This window comes from Klebsiella sp. GG_Kp173 (assembly GCF_040062415.1).
Classification (GTDB): Bacteria; Pseudomonadota; Gammaproteobacteria; order Enterobacterales; family Enterobacteriaceae; genus Klebsiella; species Klebsiella quasipneumoniae.
Genome location: NZ_JBEAFZ010000085.1, coordinates 1 through 20740 on the forward strand (window position 1 = coordinate 1; position 20740 = coordinate 20740).

Sequence of the window (20740 nt, forward strand, 5' to 3'; positions counted from 1 at the left end):
CGGGGATTTCGGGTCTTGACGCCTTTTTGCCACGCGAAATGCTGGGTTAAATGGGGGGGGCGCCTTTCACGCTGCAAATGCGTTGTCTGCGACCCTCAACCCCGGTCACTTACTGATGTAAGCTCCCGGGGATTTCGGGTCTTGACGCCTTTTTGCCACGCGAAATGCTGGGTTAAATGGGGGGGGCGCCTTTCACGCTGCAAATGCGTTGTCTGCGACCCTCAACCCCGGTCACTTACTGAGGTAAGCTCCCGGGGATTTCGGGTCTTGACGCCTTTTTGCCACGCGAAATGCTGGGTTAAATGGGCGGGGCGCCTTTCACGCTGCAAATGCGTTGTCTGACCCCGGTTGCGCTGCGCTTACCGGGGCTACAGCTTAATGCTTTTCCCAACCGGTGTGCTGGGCGCTAAAGCCGAGCGCCTGCATAAAGGCCGCCATCACGCCGCGGTCTTCCACCCCACGGTCGGCGACGCGCCAGCTATTGATCGTCGGGTTATCCCGTAAGGTCTCTTCCACTAAATATTGCCCGACGCCGCGGCGGCGGGTCACTTCACGCACGCACAGATCGCTGAGCTCACCTTCAACGCCGCGCAGGGTAACGCGCACGGCGCCCAGCAGGCGCTCGTTAAAGCGGGCGGCGTAGAGACGATGGTTTTCATCAAGGGTCAGCGTCGACAGATCCTGCGACGGCCAGATTTTCCCCAGATCAATGCGATCCTGATCGCTGAAGTGCTGTAAACGGATAATGGTCAGTCTCATGGGCGGCAAGTCCAGTGCAAAACAGAGGCGCCAGTGTACCCAAAATTGCTGTCTGGCGGAGCGCTGTTTTTTGCGCATACATCAGGGGATTCGTTTTCCTGGCGTTGTTGGGGTAGCGCAATCCGTCATGGATCGAAAAATAAGCAGAATTTTAACCTAATGTGCAGCGTTTTATTCCGCCTTATGTATCGTTATTTTATGCTGCCGCATGGACTTTTTTTTGTTTATCTTCAGCAAAATACAGAATATTATCTTTGCTTAATCGACTGAAAAATAGAGATTTTAATCTGTTTTTTAGTGAAAAGCTGCGCTAAACCATTAAACTCAATGGTAAAAATGGCGTTGTTTAATAAAAGCACAGAATGCTTTTTAACCATAAAAATACAAAACATTTACACCACATCACGAACGGGGTTCTGCAGCATGAAAAGGAACGCGAAAACCATCGTCGCGGGCATTGTCGCATTAGCGATGTCGCACGCGGCGATGGCCAAGGATATTAAGGTCGCCGTGGTCGGCGCGATGTCGGGCCCAGTGGCCCAGTGGGGCGACATGGAGTTCAACGGCGCGCGTCAGGCGATCAAAGACATCAACGCCAGCGGCGGCATTAAGGGCGACAAGCTGGTGGCCGTCGAATACGACGACGCCTGCGATCCGAAGCAAGCGGTCGCGGTGGCCAACAAAATCGTCAACGACGGCATTCAGTACGTTATCGGCCACCTGTGCTCCTCTTCCACCCAGCCGGCTTCCGATATCTATGAGGATGAAGGCATCCTGATGATCTCCCCGGGAGCGACCAACCCGGAGCTGACCCAGCGCGGATACCAGTACATCATGCGTACCGCCGGCCTCGACTCCTCGCAGGGGCCGACCGCGGCGAAATATATCGTCGAGAAAGTGAAACCGCAGCGTATCGCTATCATTCATGACAAGCAGCAGTACGGCGAAGGGCTGGCGCGTTCGGTGCAGGACAACCTGAAAAAAGCCGGGGCCAACATCGTCTTCTTTGACGGCATCACCGCGGGGGAAAAAGATTTTTCCGCCCTGCTGGCGCGCCTGAAGAAAGAGAACATCGACTTCGTCTACTACGGCGGTTACTACCCGGAAATGGGGCAGATGCTGCGCCAGGCGCGCTCCGTGGGGCTGAAAACCGTGTTTATGGGGCCGGAAGGGGTCGGCAACGCCTCGCTGTCCAATATCGCGGGCGCCGCGGCGGAAGGGATGCTGGTGACAATGCCAAAACGCTACGATCAGGACCCTGCCAACAGCGCCATCGTCAACGCGCTGAAAGCGGAGAAGAAAGATCCGAGCGGGCCGTATGTCTGGATCACTTACGCCGCGGTTCAGTCGCTGGCGCAGGCGATGGACAGAACCGGCAGCCAGCAGCCGCTGGATTTAATCAAAGATTTGAAAGCGCACGGGGCGAAAACCGTGATTGGGCCGCTGACCTGGGATGAAAAAGGCGATCTGAAGGGATTTGAGTTTGGTGTCTTCCAGTGGCACGCCGACGGCTCTTCGAGCGCGGCGAAATAAGCGCTGAAGACGAGTTATCCCTCCGCCCGCGAACCGCGGGCGGTTTGAAAAAGGTTACCTTATGTCCGAGCAGTTTCTCTATTTTCTGCAGCAGATGTTTAACGGCGTCACGCTGGGCAGTACCTATGCGCTGATCGCCATCGGCTATACGATGGTGTACGGCATTATCGGCATGATCAACTTCGCCCACGGCGAGGTCTATATGATTGGCAGCTATGTCTCCTTCATGATCATCGCCGCGCTGATGATGATGGGCATCGACACCAGCTGGCTGCTGGTCGCCGCCGGCTTCGTGGGCGCCATTGTGATTGCCAGCGCCTACGGCTGGAGCATTGAGCGCGTGGCCTATCGGCCGGTGCGTAACTCCAAACGTCTGATTGCGCTGATCTCCGCTATCGGGATGTCTATCTTCCTGCAGAACTACGTCAGCCTGACCCAGGGCTCCCGCGACGTGGCGCTGCCGAGCTTGTTTAACGGCCAGTGGGTCGTCGGCCACAGCGACAGCTTCTCTGCGACGATCACCACCATGCAGCTGGTGATCTGGGTGGTGACTTTTATCGCCATGCTGGCCCTGACGCTGTTCATTCGCTACTCGCGGATGGGACGCGCCTGCCGCGCCTGTGCTGAAGACCTGAAAATGGCCAGCCTGCTCGGGATTAACACCGACCGCGTTATCGCCCTGACCTTTGTCATCGGGGCAGCGATGGCGGCGGTGGCCGGCGTGCTGCTGGGGCAGTTCTACGGCGTGATTAACCCCTACATCGGCTTTATGGCCGGGATGAAGGCCTTCACCGCCGCCGTGCTCGGCGGTATCGGCAGTATTCCGGGCGCGATGATCGGCGGCCTGATCCTGGGTATTGCCGAAGCGCTCTCTTCTGCCTATCTCAGCACTGAATATAAGGACGTGGTTTCCTTCGCGCTGCTGATTCTGGTGCTGTTAGTAATGCCGACCGGCATTCTGGGCCGCCCGGAGGTGGAAAAAGTATGAAACCGATGCAAATTGCAATGGCGCTGCTCTCTGCTGCGATGTTCTTCATTCTGGCGGGCGTCTTTATGGGCGTGCAGCTGGAGCTGAACGGCACCAAACTGGTGGTGGATACCGCCGCCGATATTCGCTGGCAGTGGATCTTCATCGGCACCGCGGTGGTCTTTTTCTTCCAGCTGCTGCGGCCGCTGTTCCAGAAAGCGGTTAAGAACGTCTCCGGGCCGAAGTTTATTATGCCGGCGATTGACGGCTCAACGGTGAAGCAGAAGCTGTTCCTGATCGCCCTGCTGGTCATTGCCGTGGCCTGGCCGTTTATGGTGTCGCGCGGCACGGTGGATATCGCCACCCTGACGATGATCTATATCATCCTCGGCCTCGGGCTGAACGTGGTGGTCGGGCTTTCCGGCCTGCTGGTGCTGGGCTACGGCGGGTTCTACGCCATCGGCGCCTACACTTTCGCGCTGCTGAACCACTATTACGGTCTCGGTTTCTGGACCTGTCTGCCGCTGGCCGGCCTGGTCTCCGCGGCGGCTGGCTTCCTGCTCGGTTTCCCGGTACTGCGTCTGCGCGGCGACTACCTGGCGATCGTGACCTTAGGCTTCGGCGAGATCGTGCGTATTCTGCTGCTCAACAATACCGAAATCACCGGCGGGCCGAACGGCATCAGCCAGATCCCGAAACCGACCTTCTTTGGCCTCGAATTTAGCCGTAGCGCCCGCGAAGGCGGCTGGGATACCTTCAGCAACTTCTTCGGCGTCAAATACGATCCCTCCGACCGGGTGATTTTCCTCTACCTGGTGGCGCTGCTGCTGGTGGTGCTGAGCCTGTTCGTTATCAACCGCCTGCTGCGGATGCCGCTGGGGCGGGCGTGGGAAGCGCTGCGTGAAGATGAAATCGCCTGTCGTTCGCTGGGCCTGAGCCCGACGCGCATTAAGCTGACCGCCTTTACCATCAGCGCCGCGTTTGCCGGCTTTGCCGGGACGCTGTTCGCCGCGCGCCAGGGTTTCGTCAGTCCGGAATCCTTTACCTTCGCCGAGTCCGCCTTCGTACTGGCGATCGTCGTGCTGGGCGGGATGGGCTCGCAGTTCGCGGTGATCCTGGCGGCTATTCTGCTGGTGGTTTCGCGTGAGCTGATGCGTGACTTTAACGAATACAGCATGTTAATGCTCGGCGGCCTGATGGTGCTGATGATGATCTGGCGTCCGCAGGGGCTTCTGCCAATGACGCGCGTGCAGTTGAAGCTGAAAAACGGTCAGGCGAAAGGAGAGCAGGCATGAGTCAGCCATTATTATCCGTCAGCGGCCTGATGATGCGTTTCGGCGGTCTGCTGGCCGTCAACAATGTGTCGCTGGAGCTCAGAGAGCGCGAGATCGTCTCGCTGATCGGCCCCAACGGCGCCGGGAAGACCACGGTCTTTAACTGCCTGACCGGTTTCTACAAGCCTACCGGCGGCACCATTCTGCTGCGCGACCAGCATCTGGAAGGGCTGCCGGGCCAGCAGATTGCGCGGATGGGCGTGGTGCGGACCTTCCAGCACGTGCGTCTGTTCCGCGAAATGACGGTGATTGAAAACCTGCTGGTGGCGCAACATCAGCAGCTGAAAACCGGACTCTTCTCCGGTCTGCTGAAAACGCCGGCCTTCCGTCGGGCGCAGAGCGAAGCGCTGGATCGCGCGGCCACCTGGCTGGAGCGTATCGGCCTGCTGGAGCACGCTAACCGCCAGGCCAGCAACCTGGCCTATGGCGACCAGCGCCGGCTGGAGATTGCCCGCTGCATGGTGACCCAGCCGGAAATTCTGATGCTCGATGAACCCGCGGCGGGGCTGAACCCGAAAGAGACCAAAGAGCTGGACGAGCTTATCGCCGAGCTGCGTAACCATCACAACACCACCATCCTGCTTATCGAACACGATATGAAGCTGGTGATGGGCATTTCCGATCGCATCTACGTCGTGAACCAGGGGACACCGCTGGCCAACGGGACGCCGGAAGAGATTCGTAATAACCCGGACGTGATCCGCGCATACCTTGGTGAGGCATAAGATGGAAAACGCGATGTTAACTTTTGACAACGTCAGCGCCCACTACGGCAAGATTCAGGCGCTGCACAACGTCAGCCTGCATATCAAACAGGGCGAGATTGTGACGCTTATCGGCGCCAACGGCGCGGGGAAAACCACCCTGCTCGGCACGCTGTGCGGCGATCCGCGCGCCTCCAGCGGGCGCATTGTCTTTGACGGTAAGGATATTACCGACTGGCAGACGGCGAAGATCATGCGCGAGGCGGTGGCGATCGTCCCGGAAGGGCGGCGCGTCTTTTCGCGTATGACGGTGGAAGAGAACCTGGCGATGGGCGGTTTCTTTGCCGACCGCGATCAGTTCCAGACCCGCATCAAATGGGTGTATGAGCTGTTTCCGCGTCTGCACGAGCGCCGTATTCAGCGCGCCGGCACCATGTCCGGCGGCGAACAGCAGATGCTGGCGATCGGCCGCGCCCTGATGAGCCAGCCGCGTCTGCTGCTGCTGGATGAACCGTCATTAGGGCTGGCGCCGATCATTATTCAGCAGATCTTCGATACCATTGAGCAACTGCGCGAGCAGGGGATGACTATCTTCCTCGTCGAGCAGAACGCCAACCAGGCGCTGAAGCTGGCCGACCGCGGCTACGTGCTGGAGAACGGTCACGTGGTGCTGGAGGATACCGGCGACGCGCTGCTGGCCAACGAGGCGGTGCGCAGCGCCTATCTCGGCGGTTAATTCATCGCAACCCGGCGTCGTTCACTTCGCCGGATAGTAGCCCGGGCGAGGCGCTTGCGCCGACCCCGGGAGCCGATCGCACAACTATTATCCGTGTCTCAGCTCCCACTTTACTTCCCCCGTCCTTTCATCGGCTTGTCATCTCTCTGACCCGTTACTATCTTTTTTTTGTAATAAAAAAGTTATTTTTCTGTAATTCGAACATGTCATGTTACCCCGCGAGCATAAAACGCGTGAAATCGCGCATCCGGCACAACAAGAGAGATAACCGATGATATCGTTACGACATACAGCTTTAGGACTGGCGCTGAGCCTGGCTTTTGCCGGTCAGGCCCTGGCGGTTACCACCATCCCGTTCTGGCACTCAATGGAAGGCGAACTGGGTAAAGAAGTGGATTCTCTGGCGCAACGCTTTAACGCGGCCAATCCTGATTACAAAATCGTTCCGGTATACAAGGGCAACTATGAACAGAGCCTGAGCGCCGGTATCGCCGCCTTCCGTACCGGCAACGCGCCGGCGATCCTGCAGGTGTATGAAGTGGGCACCGCCACCATGATGGCGTCGAAAGCCATTAAGCCGGTCTACCAGGTGTTTAGCGAGGCGGGCATCAAGTTTGATGAATCGCAGTTTGTGCCGACGGTCGCCGGGTATTACACCGATTCGAAAACCGGCCATCTGCTCTCCCAGCCGTTTAACAGCTCCACGCCGGTGCTGTACTACAATAAAGACGCCTTCAAAAAAGCCGGTTTAGATCCAGAGCAGCCGCCGAAGACCTGGCAGGATCTGGCGGCCTACACCGCGAAGCTGAAAGCTGCCGGGATGAAGTGCGGCTACGCCAGCGGCTGGCAGGGCTGGATCCAGATCGAGAACTTCAGCGCCTGGCATGGTCTGCCGGTGGCGACGAAAAATAATGGCTTTGACGGCACCGACGCGGTTCTTGAGTTCAATAAGCCGGAGCAGGTGAAGCATATTGCGCTGCTCGAAGAGATGAACAAGAAGGGCGATTTCAGCTACTTCGGGCGTAAAGACGAGTCCACTGAAAAGTTCTATAACGGCGATTGTGCCATTACCACTGCCTCGTCCGGCTCGCTGGCCGATATCCGCCAGTACGCCAAATTTAACTACGGCGTCGGCATGATGCCTTACGATGCCGATGTGAAAGGCGCGCCGCAGAACGCTATCATTGGCGGGGCCAGCCTGTGGGTGATGCAGGGCAAAGACAAAGAGACCTACACCGGCGTGGCGAAGTTCCTCGACTTCCTGACCAAACCGGAAAACGCCGCCGAGTGGCACCAGAAAACCGGCTATCTGCCGATCACCACCGCGGCCTACGATCTGACCCGCCAGCAGGGCTTCTATGATAAGAACCCGGGCGCCGATATCGCCACCCGCCAGATGCTGAACAAGCCGCCGTTGCCGTTCACCAAAGGCCTGCGCCTGGGCAACATGCCGCAAATCCGTACCATCGTCGATGAAGAGCTGGAGAGCGTGTGGACCGGCAAGAAAACCCCGCAACAGGCGCTGGATTCCGCCGTTCAGCGTGGGAATCAGCTGCTGCGCCGCTTCGAACAAGCGACCAAATCGTAATCTGTAACTTGCCCGGTGGCGCTGCGCTTACCGGGCCTACGATGTGCCCTATGTAGGCCGGGTAAGGCGTAGCCGCCACCCGGCATTGTTCAGGAACCCAATCTCCATGTCATCATCCCGTCCGGTATTCCGCTCGCGCTGGCTGCCCTACGTGCTGGTCGCGCCGCAGCTGATTATCACGCTGATTTTCTTTATTTGGCCCGCGGGCGAAGCGCTGTGGTATTCGCTACAGAGCGTCGACCCGTTTGGCCTCTCCAGCCAGTTCGTCGGCCTGGATAACTTCGTTGCGCTGTTCCATGACCCGTACTATCTGGACTCATTTTGGACCACCATAAAATTCAGCGCCCTGGTGACCGTCAGCGGCCTGCTCATTTCGCTGTTTTTCGCCGCGCTGGTCGACTACGTGGTGCGCGGCAGCCGCTTTTATCAAACGCTGATGCTGCTGCCGTACGCCGTGGCCCCCGCCGTCGCGGCGGTGCTGTGGATCTTCCTCTTTAACCCCGGGCGCGGGCTGATCACTCACTTCCTTGGCGAGCTGGGCTACGACTGGAACCACGCTCAGAACAGCGGCCAGGCGATGTTCCTGGTGGTCTTTGCCTCGGTATGGAAGCAGATAAGTTACAACTTCCTGTTTTTCTTCGCCGCGCTGCAGTCGATCCCGCGTTCGCTGGTTGAGGCCGCTGCCATCGACGGCGCCGGACCAATCCGCCGCTTCTTCAAGCTGGCGCTGCCGCTGATTGCGCCGGTAAGTTTCTTCCTGCTGGTGGTCAACCTGGTTTACGCCTTCTTCGACACCTTCCCGGTGATCGATGCTGCCACCGCCGGCGGCCCGGTGCAGGCGACCACCACCCTGATTTACAAAATCTATCGCGAAGGTTTCGCCGGGCTCGATCTTTCCGCTTCCGCCGCGCAGTCGGTGGTGCTGATGTTCCTCGTCATTATCCTGACGGTGGTGCAATTCCGTTACGTTGAAAGTAAGGTGCGTTACCAATGATTGAGAACCGTCGCGGGCTGACGATTTTCAGCCACACCATGCTGATTTTGGGTATCGCCGTCATTTTATTCCCGCTATATGTTGCCTTCGTGGCGGCGACGCTGGATAACCAATCGGTGTTCGAAACGCCGATGACGCTGATCCCCGGCGGACATCTGCTGGAGAACATGAAGACCATCTGGGTGAACGGCGTCGGCGTCAACAGCGCGCCGTTCTGGCTGATGATGCTCAACAGCTTCATCATGGCGTTCGCCATTACGGTGGGCAAAATCGTGGTGTCGATGCTTTCGGCGTTCGCCATCGTCTGGTTCCGCTTTCCGCTGCGTAACCTGTTCTTCTGGCTGATCTTTATCACCCTCATGCTGCCGGTCGAGGTGCGTATTTTCCCGACGGTGGAAGTGATCGCCAATCTCAACATGCTCGACAGCTATGCCGGGCTTACGCTGCCGCTAATGGCCTCGGCCACCGCCACCTTCCTGTTCCGCCAGTTCTTTATGACCCTGCCGGACGAGCTGATTGAAGCGGCGCGTATCGATGGCGCTTCGCCGATGCGCTTTTTTCGCGACATCGTGCTGCCGCTGTCGAAAACCAACCTCGCGGCGCTGTTCGTCATCACCTTTATCTACGGCTGGAACCAGTATCTGTGGCCGTTGCTGATTATTCAGGATGTGAATCTTGGCACCGCCGTCGCCGGTATTAAAGGCATGATCGCCACCGGCGAAGGTACTACCCAGTGGAATCAGGTGATGGCGGCGATGCTGCTGACCCTGATCCCGCCGGTTGTCATCGTTTTAGCCATGCAGCGCGCGTTTGTGCGTGGCCTGGTCGATAGTGAGAAATAAAATGGCTGGTTTAAAACTACAGGCAGTAAGCAAAAGCTGGGATGGCAAAACCCAGGTGATTCAACCGCTGACGCTGGACGTGGCGGACGGGGAATTTATCGTCATGGTCGGCCCGTCGGGCTGCGGGAAATCTACGCTGCTGCGGATGGTCGCCGGACTGGAGCGGGTGACCAGCGGCGATATCTGGATCGACCGCAAGCGGGTGACCGAGATGGAGCCGAAGGATCGCGGTATCGCCATGGTGTTCCAGAACTATGCCCTTTATCCGCATATGAGCGTGGAAGAGAACATGGCGTGGGGGCTGAAGATCCGCGGCATGGGTAAGGGATTGATCGCCGAACGGGTGCAGGAGGCGGCGCGTATTCTTGAGCTGGACGGCCTGCTCAAGCGCCGCCCGCGCGAGCTCTCCGGCGGCCAGCGCCAGCGCGTGGCGATGGGCCGCGCCATCGTGCGCGACCCGGCGGTATTCCTCTTCGACGAACCGTTGTCAAACCTCGACGCCAAGCTGCGCGTGCAGATGCGTCTTGAGCTGCAGCAGCTGCATCGCCGCCTGAAAACCACCTCGCTGTACGTTACCCATGACCAGGTGGAGGCGATGACCCTCGCCCAGCGGGTGATGGTGATGAACAAAGGCGTTGCCGAGCAGATCGGCACCCCGGTCGAAGTATATGAGAAACCGGCCAGCCGCTTTGTGGCGAGCTTTATCGGCAGCCCGGCCATGAACCTGCTGGAAGGGCGCATCAGCGATGACGGCGGTCGCTTTGAGCTGGCGGGCGGCATGCAGCTGCCGACGAATCATGAGCATCGGCGCCACGCCGGGCGTAAAATGACGCTCGGTATCCGCCCGGAGCATTTTATCTTAAGCTCGCAGGCGCAAGGCGGCATTCCGCTGCTGATGGACACCCTGGAAATTTTAGGTGCCGATAACCTCGCCCACGGGCGCTGGGGCGAACAGAAGCTGGTGGTCAGACTGCCGCACCAGCAGCGTCCGGCGGCAGGCAGCACGCTATGGCTGCATCTGCCTTTGGAACATCTGCACCTCTTTGATGGTGAAACAGGACAACGCGCATGAGTAACTGGCCTTATCCCCGTATCGTCGCCCATCGCGGCGGCGGTAAACTGGCGCCGGAGAACACCCTGGCGGCTATCGATGTTGGCGCCCGCTACGGGCATACGATGATTGAATTTGACGCCAAGCTGTCAAAGGACGGGCAGATCTTTCTGCTGCATGACGATAATCTCGAACGCACCAGCAACGGCTGGGGCGTGGCGGGGGAGCTGCCATGGGACGATCTGCTGAAGGTCGATGCCGGCAGCTGGTTCAGCCGTGAATTTAAGGGCGAGCCGCTGCCGCTGCTCTCCCAGGTGGCGGAGCGCTGCCGCCGTCACGGCATGATGGCGAATATCGAAATTAAACCGACCACTGGCCTTGGGCCGCAGACCGGCAACGTGGTGGCCCTGGCGGCACGGGAGCTGTGGGCGGGAATGACCGCGCCGCTGCTGTCGTCGTTTGAAATCGATGCCCTGGAGGCGGCGCAGGAAGCCGCTCCCGAGCTGCCGCGCGGGCTGCTGCTGGATGAGTGGCGCGATGACTGGCGGGAGTTGACCACCCGGCTGGGCTGCGTGTCCATTCACCTCAACCACAAGCTGCTGGACGCCGGGCGGGTGGCAAGCCTGAAACAGGCCGGCCTGCATATCCTGGTGTATACCGTTAACAAACCCCAGCGCGCCGCCGAGCTGCTGCGCTGGGGCGTAGACTGCATCTGCACCGATGCCATTGACGTCATCGGGCCGGATTTCCAGCCTTAATATCCACTGCGCGGCGGCTGGCCTTTACGGGTTGGTCTGCCGCAGCATCCCTCCATTATTGTTCGGCAGCACCTGCTGCGGCGGATTGATATTCCCGCCCTGTGCGGCACGCTGCTGATTGGTCTGCAGCTGGTTTTGCAGATGCTGCTGCTGGGAGCGAGTCTGATTGTTCAGATTCTGCTTCAGCATGCTCTGCTGCTGCTGTTGCTGCACCTTCATCTCATTTTGCATGCGCTGCTGGCTGGGGACCACGTAACCCGGCTGATTGGGGTTGTTATCAATATTGATTGGCTGGGCTAAAACGCCGAGCGGCATCAGCGCCGCCAGAAATAACATCGCTTTCATGGTTTTCTCCTCCCGTGTGTGGGATCGCTTAAGTGTACCTCGAATCCGCCATAACAATGATTTTTTAGGAGTTATCAACCAGGCTTAAGCGGGGAATGAAACCTACCTATCAGGAGTAAGACAATGATAAAAACAACAATCTGGCGTCAGGTGGTCATCGCTGCGTTGCTGGCGGGCGGGAGTTTTACCGTTGCCGCCAGTCCGCCACCGCCGCCGCCGGTCTCTTATGGCGTAGAGGAGGATGTGTTCCACCCGGTTCGCGCCCGACAGGGGATGGTGGCCTCGGTGGATGCCCTGGCCACCCGCGTCGGTGTGGACATTCTGCGCCAGGGCGGCAACGCCGTCGATGCGGCGGTGGCGGTCGGCTACGCGCTGGCGGTCACCCATCCGCAGGCCGGGAATATCGGCGGCGGCGGTTTTATGCTGCTGCGTACGAAAGACGGCAAGACCACGGCCATCGATTTCCGCGAAATGGCGCCGGAGCAGGCCACCCGCGACATGTTCCTTGACGATCAGGGTAACCCGGACAGTAAAAAATCGCTCACCTCGCATCTCGCCTCCGGCACGCCAGGCAGCGTCGCCGGTTTCTCTCTTGCCCTGGAAAAATACGGCACCATGCCGCTGAACAAAGTGATCCGCCCGGCGATTAAGCTGGCGGAAGAGGGCTTTATCGTTAACGATGCGTTGGCGGACGATCTGAAGACCTACGGCAGCGAAGTGATCCCGCAGCACGAAAACAGCAAAGCGATCTTCTGGAAGAACGGCGAGCCGCTAAAGAAGGGCGACCGGCTGGTACAGAAGAACCTGGGGAAAAGCCTCGAGCTGATTGCCGAGCACGGTCCGGATGCCTTCTATAAAGGCGCCATCGCCGACCAGATCGCTGAGGAGATGAAAAAGCACGGCGGGCTTATCACCAAAGCCGACCTCGCTAACTATAAGGCGGTGGAGCGCACGCCGATTAGCGGCGAATATCGCGGGTATGAGGTTTATTCCATGCCGCCGCCGTCTTCCGGCGGGATCCACATCGTGCAGATCCTCAATATCCTCGAAAACTTTGATCTGCAGAAATATGGCTTCGGCAGCGCCGACGCCATGCAGGTGATGGCGGAGGCGGAGAAACACGCCTATGCCGACCGCTCTGAATATCTCGGCGATCCTGACTTCGTCAAAGTGCCGTGGCAGGCGCTGACCAGCAAAGCCTACGCCAAAGCGATCGCCGCTGAGATCGACGTCAATAAGGCGAAGCCTTCCAGCCAGATCCGCCCGGGCAAACTGGCGCCCTATGAAAGCAACCAGACCACCCATTTCTCGGTGGTGGATAAAGAGGGCAATGCGGTGGCGGTGACCTATACGCTGAATACCACCTTCGGTACCGGCATTGTGGCCGGCGACTCCGGCATTCTGCTGAATAACCAGATGGATGATTTCTCGGCGAAGCCCGGCGTGCCTAACGTCTATGGCCTGGTGGGCGGCGACGCCAATGCGGTGGAGCCGAAAAAACGCCCGCTGTCGTCGATGTCGCCGACCATTGTGGTGAAAGACGGCAAAACCTGGCTGGTGACGGGCAGTCCCGGGGGCAGCCGGATCATCACCACCGTACTGCAGATGGTGGTCAATACCATCGATTTCGGGATGAACGTCGCAGAAGCCACCAACGCCCCGCGTTTTCACCATCAATGGCTGCCGGATGAGCTCCGGGTGGAGAAAGGCTTTAGCCCGGATACCCTGAAGCTGCTGGAGGCGAAGGGGCAGAAAGTGGCGCTGAAAGAGGCGATGGGCAGTACCCAGAGCATTATGGTGGGGCCGGACGGGATGCTGTATGGCGCCTCCGATCCGCGTTCGCCGGATGATTTAACGGCGGGGTATTGATATGTTGCCCGGTGGCGCTGTTGCGCTTACCGGGCCAACCACGGCACGCACGTATGCCGGGTAAGGCGAAGCCGCCACCCGGCAATAAGCTACTTCATTCTCGCCATATAATACGCATCCACATACTCACCGTTGCGCAGCGCGTAACGCTTGCCGGTGCCTTCGATCTCAAATCCGTGTTTTTTGTACACCGCAATCGCTGGCTCGTTATCGGCGAATACCGTCAGCTCGATGCGGTCAACGCGCAGCCAGTTATCGCACAGGTCGATCATCTCGCGCATCAGGGCGCTGCCGATACCGCGGCCCTGATGGCCTGCTGAAACCGCCATACCAAAGGTCGCAACGTGGCTGCGACGAGGGCGCGGCTCGACATGGAGCGACAGATGCCCGGTAACCCGATCGTCCAGCGTCGCTACCAGGTGGAAGGTATGGGGTTTGGGCTGTAGCTTCTCCTGCCAGGCTTCCATGGCGGGGTAAGGGATCTGTAGCGTGTCATGATAGACCTCCGGGTGCGCCATCAGCATACGTAAAGGTTCAGCATCGCGCGGTTCGGCATGGCGTATCACTATGTCACTCATTCCCCTATCCTCTTTTTGGTGGTTGATTCCCCTTCACCATCTCTGACGGCAGCCGGGGAGTCAATGTTGTTTTTTGCAAAAAAAGATAGACAAGTGCGAATGAGAATGATTATTATTGTCCTGCATTCAGGAAGACCCCTGCGGAAAGCCTGAAAGCACGACATTGCTCACATTGCTTCCAGTATTACTTTAGCCAGCCGGGTGCTGGCTTTTTTTTTGCTGCAATCTCAGGCGCTTTGCGGCCTGGCGGACGTCACGCCGTCTTCCGCAACCAGGCCGATGAGATGACTTTTGCTTTCCGCCGCGGCCAGCACCTCGGCGCTGCCGGTGAACAGGCCCCCCTTTTTAATCGCCAGCGAGCGATAGGTGAGGGTGCCATCCAAATTGCCATGCTCCTCAATGGTGATACTGTCGCCGCGACACTGGCCCTGCACCTTGCCGTCAATAATCAGCTCCCGGCAGCTGATGTTGCCCTCCACCTGGCCTTCACGCATCACCTTAATCAGATGTTCTTTAGCCTCAATGTTGCCGGTAAGCTGGCCGTGAATGTAGACATGGCCGCTGGCGACAATATTGCCAACGAAATGCACCCCGCTGGCGATGACCGTGGTCTCTTGTTTTTCACTGGCGACCGTTGGGGATTCTGGGTTATTTGCCGGAGGCGTGACCACTTCTGAAGTCTGGGGTTCCGTTTTATTTTTCTTAATAAACATTGCGTTAATCTTGTTCCGTTGGCTATGGAGGAGGAAGGCGACCAGCGCGCAGGCGGCCGCCAGGCGCGCCGGCACGATCGCATCGACAGACCAGGCGATCAGCGCGAGAAGCCAGAAAAAAAGGGCGCCGTTTAAGGCGAGATACTGTTTGTCCATTAGCAGCGGCTGGCTACTCCGTTAGTCATCAGCAACGTCCTGGTTTGCCCTCCACTTATCCGCAGTTTCGCCATTGAGATCAAGAGATTTAGCCGGAAAATGGTGATTTAATCACTTATTAATCAATTGGTTATTAATAATTACGTATAAGTAGTGCACTACCTATTTTTTTGACGAATCTTCACGGAAAACGGACTGAGAGGATGAAGTGATGTCCCGGCTTGCGCTATGGTTGAAGGTAGTTCATTCACTAAGGACAGCGTTATGACTCTGCACTGCGCATTTATTGGCTTCGGCAAAAGCACCACCCGCTACCATCTTCCTTACGTATTACACCGCCAGGACCGCTGGCAGGTGGCGCACATCTACCGCCGTCGGGCGAAGCCCGAAGAGCAGGCGCCGCAGTATTCCCACATCCATTTCACCAGCGATCTCGATGAAGTATTAAACGACCCGCAGGTCAGGCTGGTGGTGGTCTGCACCCATGCCGACAGCCATTTTGAATATGCGAAAAAGGCGCTGGAGGCGGGGAAAAATGTGCTGGTGGAAAAGCCGTTCACCCCGACGCTGGAGGAAGCCAAAACCCTGTTTGCGCTGGCGAACAGCAAAGGCCTGACGGTGACGCCCTACCAGAACCGCCGCTTCGATTCCTGCTTCCTGACCACCAAGAAGGTGATTGAGAGCGGCAAGCTTGGCGAACTGGTGGAGATCGAAAGCCATTTTGACAACTACCGCCCGCTGGCGGAGACCAACCCTGGCGGTCCGCAAAACGGCGAGTTCTATGGCCTTGGCGTACATACCCTGGACCAGATTATTTCGCTGTTCGGCCGCCCGGACCATGTTGCTTACGATCTGCGCTCGCTGCGCAACAAAGCTAACCCGGACGATACCTTTGAGGCCCAGCTGTTCTACGGCGATCTGAAGGCTATCGTTAAGACCAGCCATCTGGTGCAGATCGACTACCCGAAATTCATTGTCCACGGCCATAAAGGCTCGTTTGTGAAATATGGTATCGACCAGCAGGAAACCAGCCTGAAAGCCAATATCATGCCGGGCGAGCCGGGCTTTGACGCGGATGACAGCGTCGGCGAGCTGGTGTATGTCAACGACGCGGGGGAGACGGTGCGCGAAGCGGTCCCGCTGGAGAGCGGCGACTATGGCCGGGTATACGACGCGCTGTACGATACCCTCGTCAACGGCCAGCCAAATTACGTCAAGGAATCTGACGTTCTTACCAATATGGAGATCCTGCAGCGCGGCTTTGAGCAGCCATCACCGGCCACTATTACCCTGGTGAAATAAGCCCAATCGGCTCCTCTGCGCTTGTTCATATTTTTTGAACAGAGGAGTCAATTTTCACCCTCTATGATCGTTGGCGAAATGGGTCCACACTGACTCCATCGAAAACATATGGGGGTGCAACATGATCTACTTACGCAAAGCGAACGAACGTGGCCATGCTAACCATGGCTGGCTGGATTCCTGGCATACTTTCTCTTTCGCCAACTATTACGACCCGAACTTTATGGGCTTCTCCGCCCTGCGGGTGATTAACGATGACGTCATCGACGCCGGTCAGGGCTTCGGTACCCACCCGCACAAAGACATGGAGATCCTGACCTATGTGCTGGAAGGGGCGGTGGAGCACCAGGACAGCATGGGCAACAAAGAGCAGGTGCCGGCGGGCGAGTTTCAGATCATGAGCGCGGGTACCGGGGTGCGTCACTCTGAGTACAATCCGAGCAAAACCGATCGTCTGCGTCTGTACCAGATCTGGATTATTCCGGAAGAAACCGGCATTACCCCGCGCTACGAGCAGCGCCGCTTCGACGCCGCCCAGGGCAAACAGCTGGTGCTGTCGCCGGATGCGCGAGATGGCTCGCTGAAGGTGTACCAGGATATGGAACTGTATCGCTGGGCGCTGCTGAAAGATGAGCAGTCGGTTCACCAGATTGCTGCGGAACGCCGCGTCTGGATCCAGGTCGTCAAAGGCGAAGTGACCATTAACGGTACCAAAGCTACCACCAGCGATGGTCTGGCCATCTGGGATGAGCAGGCGATTTCGGTTCATGCCGACAGCGATAGCGAAATCCTGCTGTTCGATCTGCCGCCGGTTTGATAGTTATCTGAGGTAGTCTATACCCAAAATAATTCGAGTTGCAGGAAGGCGGCGACGCAGCGAATCCCCAGGAGCTTACATAAGTAAGTGACTGGGGTGAGCGAGGAAAGCCAACGTGCATGCAACTTGAACTATGATGGGTATAAATAAATTGCGCAACCTTCCCTAACATGAGGGAAGGTTGCGCTTTGTCCGTGATAAACTGAGAAAATGTTTCCCCGTTGATCACAGTCAGGACGATGAAAAAGAAAAGACCCGTACTTCAGGATGTAGCCGATCTTGTCGGCGTGACCAAAATGACGGTCAGTCGCTATTTACGCAACCCGGAGCAGGTCTCCGAAGCGCTGCGTGGCAAGATTGCCGTTGCTCTCGATGAACTGGGTTATATTCCCAATCGCGCCCCTGACATTCTCTCCAACGCCACCAGCCGCGCGATTGGCGTGCTGCTGCCATCGTTAACCAACCAGGTGTTCTCGGAAGTGCTGCGCGGTATTGAAAGCGTCACCGACGCCTTCGGCTATCAAACCATGCTGGCGCACTACGGCTACAAGCCGGAAATGGAAGAGAAACGCCTCGAATCAATGCTCTCCTGGAACATTGACGGCCTGATCCTCACCGAACGCACCCATACGCCCCGCACCCTGAAGATGATTGAAGTCGCCGGCATTCCGGTGGTGGAGCTGATGGACAGCCGGTCGCCATGCCTCGATATTGCGGTCGGGTTTGATAACTTTGAAGCTGCCCGGCAGATGACCGCGGCGATCATCGCCCGCGGCCACCGCCACGTCGCCTATCTGGGGGCGCGTCTTGATGAACGTACTATCATCAAACAGAAGGGGTACGAGCAGGCGATGCTCGACGCCGGCATGACGCCCTACAGCGTGATGGTGGAGCAGTCCTCGTCCTATTCATCCGGGATTGAGCTGATGCGCCAGGCGCGTCGCGAATACCCGCAGCTTGACGGCATCTTTTGCACCAACGATGACCTCGCGGTCGGCGCGGCCTTTGAGTGCCAGCGCCTGGGGCTGAAGATCCCCGATGATATGGCAATTGCCGGTTTCCACGGCCACGATATCGGCCAGGTGATGGAGCCGCGGCTGGCCAGCGTCCTGACTCCGCGTGAGCGGATGGGGCGCATCGGCGCCGAACGTCTGCTGGCGCGCATTCGTGGCGAAGCGATTACCCCTAAGATGTTAGATTTAGGTTTCACATTGTCACCGGGCGGATCAATTTAAACTGACAAGTTTGAAGTAGATCACACATATTCACATCTGGCACGAATGGATATTGCTTCTCCACAGGTCCGGCATGACAATGTTACCGATAACAGTTACCCGTAACAATTAACCGATACGCCGCCTTCGCGCTCAATGAGTCTCAGCCACGGCGCGGCGTACCTGTCCGGTGGGAGGATGCTTTGAGCACGACTAATCATGATCACCACGTCTACGTTCTGATGGGCGTTTCCGGCAGCGGAAAATCCGCTGTCGCCAGCGAAGTGGCGCATCAGCTGCATGCCGCGTTTCTCGACGGCGACTTTCTGCATCCGCGCAGCAATATCACCAAGATGGCTTCCGGTGAGCCGCTCAACGATGACGACCGTACCCCGTGGCTGCAGGCGTTAAATGACGCCGCGTTTGCCATGCAGCGTACCAATAAGGTGTCGCTGATCGTCTGCTCGGCGCTGAAGAAGAGCTATCGCGACATTCTGCGCAATGGCAACCCGAACCTCTCCTTCATCTACCTGAAAGGCGACTTCGAGGTGATCGAAAACCGTCTGAAGGCGCGTAAAGGGCACTTCTTCAAAACCCAAATGTTGGTGACGCAGTTTGAAACGCTGCAGGAACCAGGCGCCGACGAGAGCGATGTGCTTATCGTCGATATCGACCAGCCGCTGGAAGGCGTGGTGGCCAGCACCATTGAGGTGATCAACAAAGGCAGTCACTAGTGAGTACTTTAACGCTTGTTTTAACAGCAGTCGGCTCGGTATTGCTTCTGCTGTTTTTAGTCATGAAGGCGCGGATGCACGCCTTCGTGGCTTTGATGGTGGTTTCTATTGGTGCAGGTCTCTTCTCCGGCATGCCGCTGGATAAAATCGCGGCGACGATGGAGAAGGGGATGGGCGGTACGCTGGGCTTCCTGGCGATCGTCGTCGCGCTGGGCGCGATGTTCGGTAAGATCCTGCATGAAACGGGGGCGGTCGATCAGATTGCCGTCAAGATGCTCAAATCCTTCGGCCACAATCGCGCGCACTATGCGATTGGTCTCGCCGGCCTCATCTGCGCGCTGCCGCTGTTTTTCGAAGTGGCGATCGTACTACTGATCAGCGTCGCCTTCTCGATGGCGCGCCATACCGGCACTAACCTCGTGAAACTGGTGATCCCGCTGTTTGCCGGGGTGGCCGCCGCCGCAGCGTTCCTGCTGCCGGGACCGGCGCCGATGCTGCTGGCGTCGCAAATGCACGCCGACTTTGGCTGGATGATCCTGATTGGCCTGTGCGCGGCAATTCCGGGGATGATTATCGCCGGGCCGCTGTGGGGCAACTTCATCAGCCGCTACGTTGAGCTGCATATTCCTGACGACGTGACCGAGCCGCATCTCGGCGAAGGCAAAATGCCCTCCTTCGGCTTCAGCCTGTCGCTGATCCTGCTACCGCTGGTGCTGGTAGGCCTGAAAACCATCGCCGCGCGCTTTGTACCGGTGGGGTCTACCGCTTACGAATGGTTCGAATTTATCGGTCACCCGTTCACCGCGATCCTGGTGGCCTGCCTGGTGGCGATCTACGGCCTGGCGGTACGTCAGGGGATGGCGAAAGACCGGGTAATGGAGATCTGCGGCCATGCGCTGCAGCCGGCGGGAATTATCCTGCTGGTGATCGGGGCTGGCGGCGTCTTCAAGCAGGTGCTGGTTGACTCCGGCGTCGGCCCGGCGCTTGGTGAAGCGCTGACCGGCATGGGGCTGCCGATCGCCATTACCTGCTTCGTGCTGGCGGCGGCGGTGCGTATCATCCAGGGATCTGCCACCGTGGCGTGCCTGACGGCTGTCGGCCTGGTGATGCCGGTGATTGAGCAGCTGAACTACAGCGGCGCGCAGATGGCGGCATTATCTATCTGTATCGCCGGCGGCTCGATTGTGGTGAGCCACGTGAACGACGCCGGCTTCTGGTTGTTCGGTAAATTTACCGGCGCCACCGAAGCCCAGACGCTGAAAACCTGGACGATGATGGAAACCATCCTCGGCACCACCGGGGCGATTGTCGGCATGATTGCCTTCCAGCTGCTGAGCTAAGTCTGTTCGCCACCCGCTCGCGGGAGGGCAAAAGCCAGGGTAACGCCGTTTACCCTGGCTTCCCGGCAATAAGCCGCGCTTTTTCCCTCTTTTCTCTTCCGGCTCCTCGCCCTTATTAGCGCTACGACGATACTCGTATCCTTCGGCAAGCCTTGCTGCACCTGGGTTTGTTGCTTCTTTTTGGCAAGGGGAAAATCAGCCGATTTCGTGCTTAATCCATAATCAGGATCAATAAAATCGCAACGGAAAATGTTCCATTCCCTGGGTGATTTCCCCGATAATCATTGCGCTTTTGACGACTACCAGCGACGGTGGACAATGCGCAGGATAAGTTGCTTTTCTGATTGTTCAGCAATCATTGATTAATTTCACTTGCGACTTTAGCTGCATTTTGTAAGGTGAGGGA

Annotated in this window: 20 protein-coding genes and 1 pseudogene; 16 read left to right on the forward strand and 5 right to left on the reverse strand. The window is 58.0% G+C overall.

Annotated elements, in window-relative coordinates:
* Positions 1-375: 375 nt before the first annotated feature.
* Positions 376-759, reverse strand: a complete 384-nt coding sequence (gene panM, locus ABLU50_RS20290; protein ID WP_323084269.1) for an aspartate 1-decarboxylase autocleavage activator PanM — start codon at positions 757-759, stop codon at positions 376-378.
* Between the two features lie 423 nt (positions 760-1182).
* Between panM and livK the strand changes: the two genes are divergently transcribed.
* The 10 genes from livK (at position 1183) to ugpQ (ending at position 11266) form a co-directional block, all read left to right on the forward strand.
* The gene (gene livK, locus ABLU50_RS20295; RefSeq protein WP_002920808.1) at positions 1183-2292 is read left to right on the forward strand and encodes a high-affinity branched-chain amino acid ABC transporter substrate-binding protein LivK; all 1110 of its coding nucleotides are present in this window, start codon (positions 1183-1185) and stop codon (positions 2290-2292) included.
* A 61-nt stretch (positions 2293-2353) separates the two neighbouring features.
* Positions 2354-3280 carry a high-affinity branched-chain amino acid ABC transporter permease LivH gene (gene livH / locus ABLU50_RS20300; RefSeq protein WP_002920807.1) on the forward strand — a complete coding sequence of 309 codons (927 nt, stop codon included), beginning with the start codon at positions 2354-2356 and terminating at the stop codon, positions 3278-3280.
* Entirely contained in the window at positions 3277-4554 is a 1278-nt protein-coding gene (gene livM, locus ABLU50_RS20305) for a branched chain amino acid ABC transporter permease LivM (protein ID WP_004202111.1), read from the forward strand. Before livH ends, livM begins: the two co-directional genes overlap by 4 nt.
* Positions 4551-5318: a high-affinity branched-chain amino acid ABC transporter ATP-binding protein LivG gene (gene livG, locus ABLU50_RS20310; protein WP_002920803.1), complete on the forward strand. Its 768-nt coding sequence runs from the start codon at positions 4551-4553 to the stop codon at positions 5316-5318. The genes livM and livG overlap by 4 nt, the downstream gene beginning before the upstream one ends.
* A 1-nt stretch (position 5319) precedes the next feature.
* Positions 5320-6033: a high-affinity branched-chain amino acid ABC transporter ATP-binding protein LivF gene (gene livF, locus ABLU50_RS20315; RefSeq protein WP_004145133.1), complete on the forward strand. Its 714-nt coding sequence runs from the start codon at positions 5320-5322 to the stop codon at positions 6031-6033.
* Positions 6034-6304: 271 nt separating this feature from the next.
* Positions 6305-7621 carry a sn-glycerol-3-phosphate ABC transporter substrate-binding protein UgpB gene (gene ugpB / locus ABLU50_RS20320; protein WP_004174008.1) on the forward strand — a complete coding sequence of 439 codons (1317 nt, stop codon included), beginning with the start codon at positions 6305-6307 and terminating at the stop codon, positions 7619-7621.
* Between the two features lie 106 nt (positions 7622-7727).
* On the forward strand, positions 7728-8615 hold the full coding sequence (gene ugpA, locus ABLU50_RS20325) for a sn-glycerol-3-phosphate ABC transporter permease UgpA (protein ID WP_002920792.1): 888 nt from the start codon (positions 7728-7730) through the stop codon (positions 8613-8615).
* Positions 8612-9457: a sn-glycerol-3-phosphate ABC transporter permease UgpE gene (gene ugpE, locus ABLU50_RS20330; RefSeq protein WP_004202115.1), complete on the forward strand. Its 846-nt coding sequence runs from the start codon at positions 8612-8614 to the stop codon at positions 9455-9457. Before ugpA ends, ugpE begins: the two co-directional genes overlap by 4 nt.
* 1 nt (position 9458) lies before the next feature.
* The gene (locus ABLU50_RS20335) at positions 9459-10529 is read left to right on the forward strand and encodes a sn-glycerol-3-phosphate import ATP-binding protein UgpC (protein WP_004150074.1); all 1071 of its coding nucleotides are present in this window, start codon (positions 9459-9461) and stop codon (positions 10527-10529) included.
* Complete coding sequence (gene ugpQ / locus ABLU50_RS20340) at positions 10526-11266, forward strand: glycerophosphodiester phosphodiesterase (protein ID WP_004202117.1); 741 nt, start codon at positions 10526-10528, stop codon at positions 11264-11266. The genes ABLU50_RS20335 and ugpQ overlap by 4 nt, the downstream gene beginning before the upstream one ends.
* Positions 11267-11290: 24 nt before the next feature.
* Here the strand turns inward: ugpQ and ABLU50_RS20345 are convergent, their stop codons facing one another.
* Positions 11291-11611: a DUF2756 family protein gene (locus ABLU50_RS20345; RefSeq protein ID WP_004202118.1), complete on the reverse strand. Its 321-nt coding sequence runs from the start codon at positions 11609-11611 to the stop codon at positions 11291-11293.
* A gap of 123 nt (positions 11612-11734) precedes the next feature.
* Between ABLU50_RS20345 and ggt the strand changes: the two genes are divergently transcribed.
* Positions 11735-13480: a gamma-glutamyltransferase gene (gene ggt / locus ABLU50_RS20350; RefSeq protein WP_017899976.1), complete on the forward strand. Its 1746-nt coding sequence runs from the start codon at positions 11735-11737 to the stop codon at positions 13478-13480.
* 89 nt (positions 13481-13569) lie between these two features.
* Here the strand turns inward: ggt and yhhY are convergent, their stop codons facing one another.
* Positions 13570-14046: an N-acetyltransferase gene (gene yhhY / locus ABLU50_RS20355; RefSeq protein WP_072140523.1), complete on the reverse strand. Its 477-nt coding sequence runs from the start codon at positions 14044-14046 to the stop codon at positions 13570-13572.
* Between the two features lie 239 nt (positions 14047-14285).
* Complete coding sequence (locus ABLU50_RS20360) at positions 14286-14927, reverse strand: polymer-forming cytoskeletal protein (RefSeq protein WP_106479123.1); 642 nt, start codon at positions 14925-14927, stop codon at positions 14286-14288.
* A gap of 264 nt (positions 14928-15191) precedes the next feature.
* Between ABLU50_RS20360 and ABLU50_RS20365 the strand changes: the two genes are divergently transcribed.
* The 5 genes from ABLU50_RS20365 (at position 15192) to gntU (ending at position 20334) form a co-directional block, all read left to right on the forward strand.
* Positions 15192-16229: an oxidoreductase gene (locus ABLU50_RS20365; RefSeq protein WP_087832494.1), complete on the forward strand. Its 1038-nt coding sequence runs from the start codon at positions 15192-15194 to the stop codon at positions 16227-16229.
* Between the two features lie 121 nt (positions 16230-16350).
* Positions 16351-17046 (forward strand): pirin family protein, encoded by a 696-nt coding sequence (locus tag ABLU50_RS20370; protein ID WP_002920779.1) that lies wholly within the window; start codon positions 16351-16353, stop codon positions 17044-17046.
* 239 nt (positions 17047-17285) lie between these two features.
* A complete protein-coding gene (gene gntR / locus ABLU50_RS20375) occupies positions 17286-18281 on the forward strand; it encodes a gluconate operon transcriptional repressor GntR (RefSeq protein ID WP_002920777.1) in 996 nt (331 codons plus the stop codon).
* Positions 18282-18463: 182 nt separating this feature from the next.
* On the forward strand, positions 18464-18994 hold the full coding sequence (gene gntK, locus ABLU50_RS20380; protein WP_087832495.1) for a gluconokinase: 531 nt from the start codon (positions 18464-18466) through the stop codon (positions 18992-18994).
* Entirely contained in the window at positions 18994-20334 is a 1341-nt protein-coding gene (gene gntU, locus ABLU50_RS20385; RefSeq protein WP_004202127.1) for a gluconate transporter, read from the forward strand. The genes gntK and gntU overlap by 1 nt, the downstream gene beginning before the upstream one ends.
* On the opposite strand, the pseudogene ABLU50_RS20390 reads toward gntU, so the two are convergent.
* A pseudogene (locus tag ABLU50_RS20390) lies at positions 20331-20693 on the reverse strand (hypothetical protein). The gene gntU and the pseudogene ABLU50_RS20390 sit on opposite strands and share 4 nt — an antisense overlap.
* Positions 20694-20740: the final 47 nt, after the last annotated feature.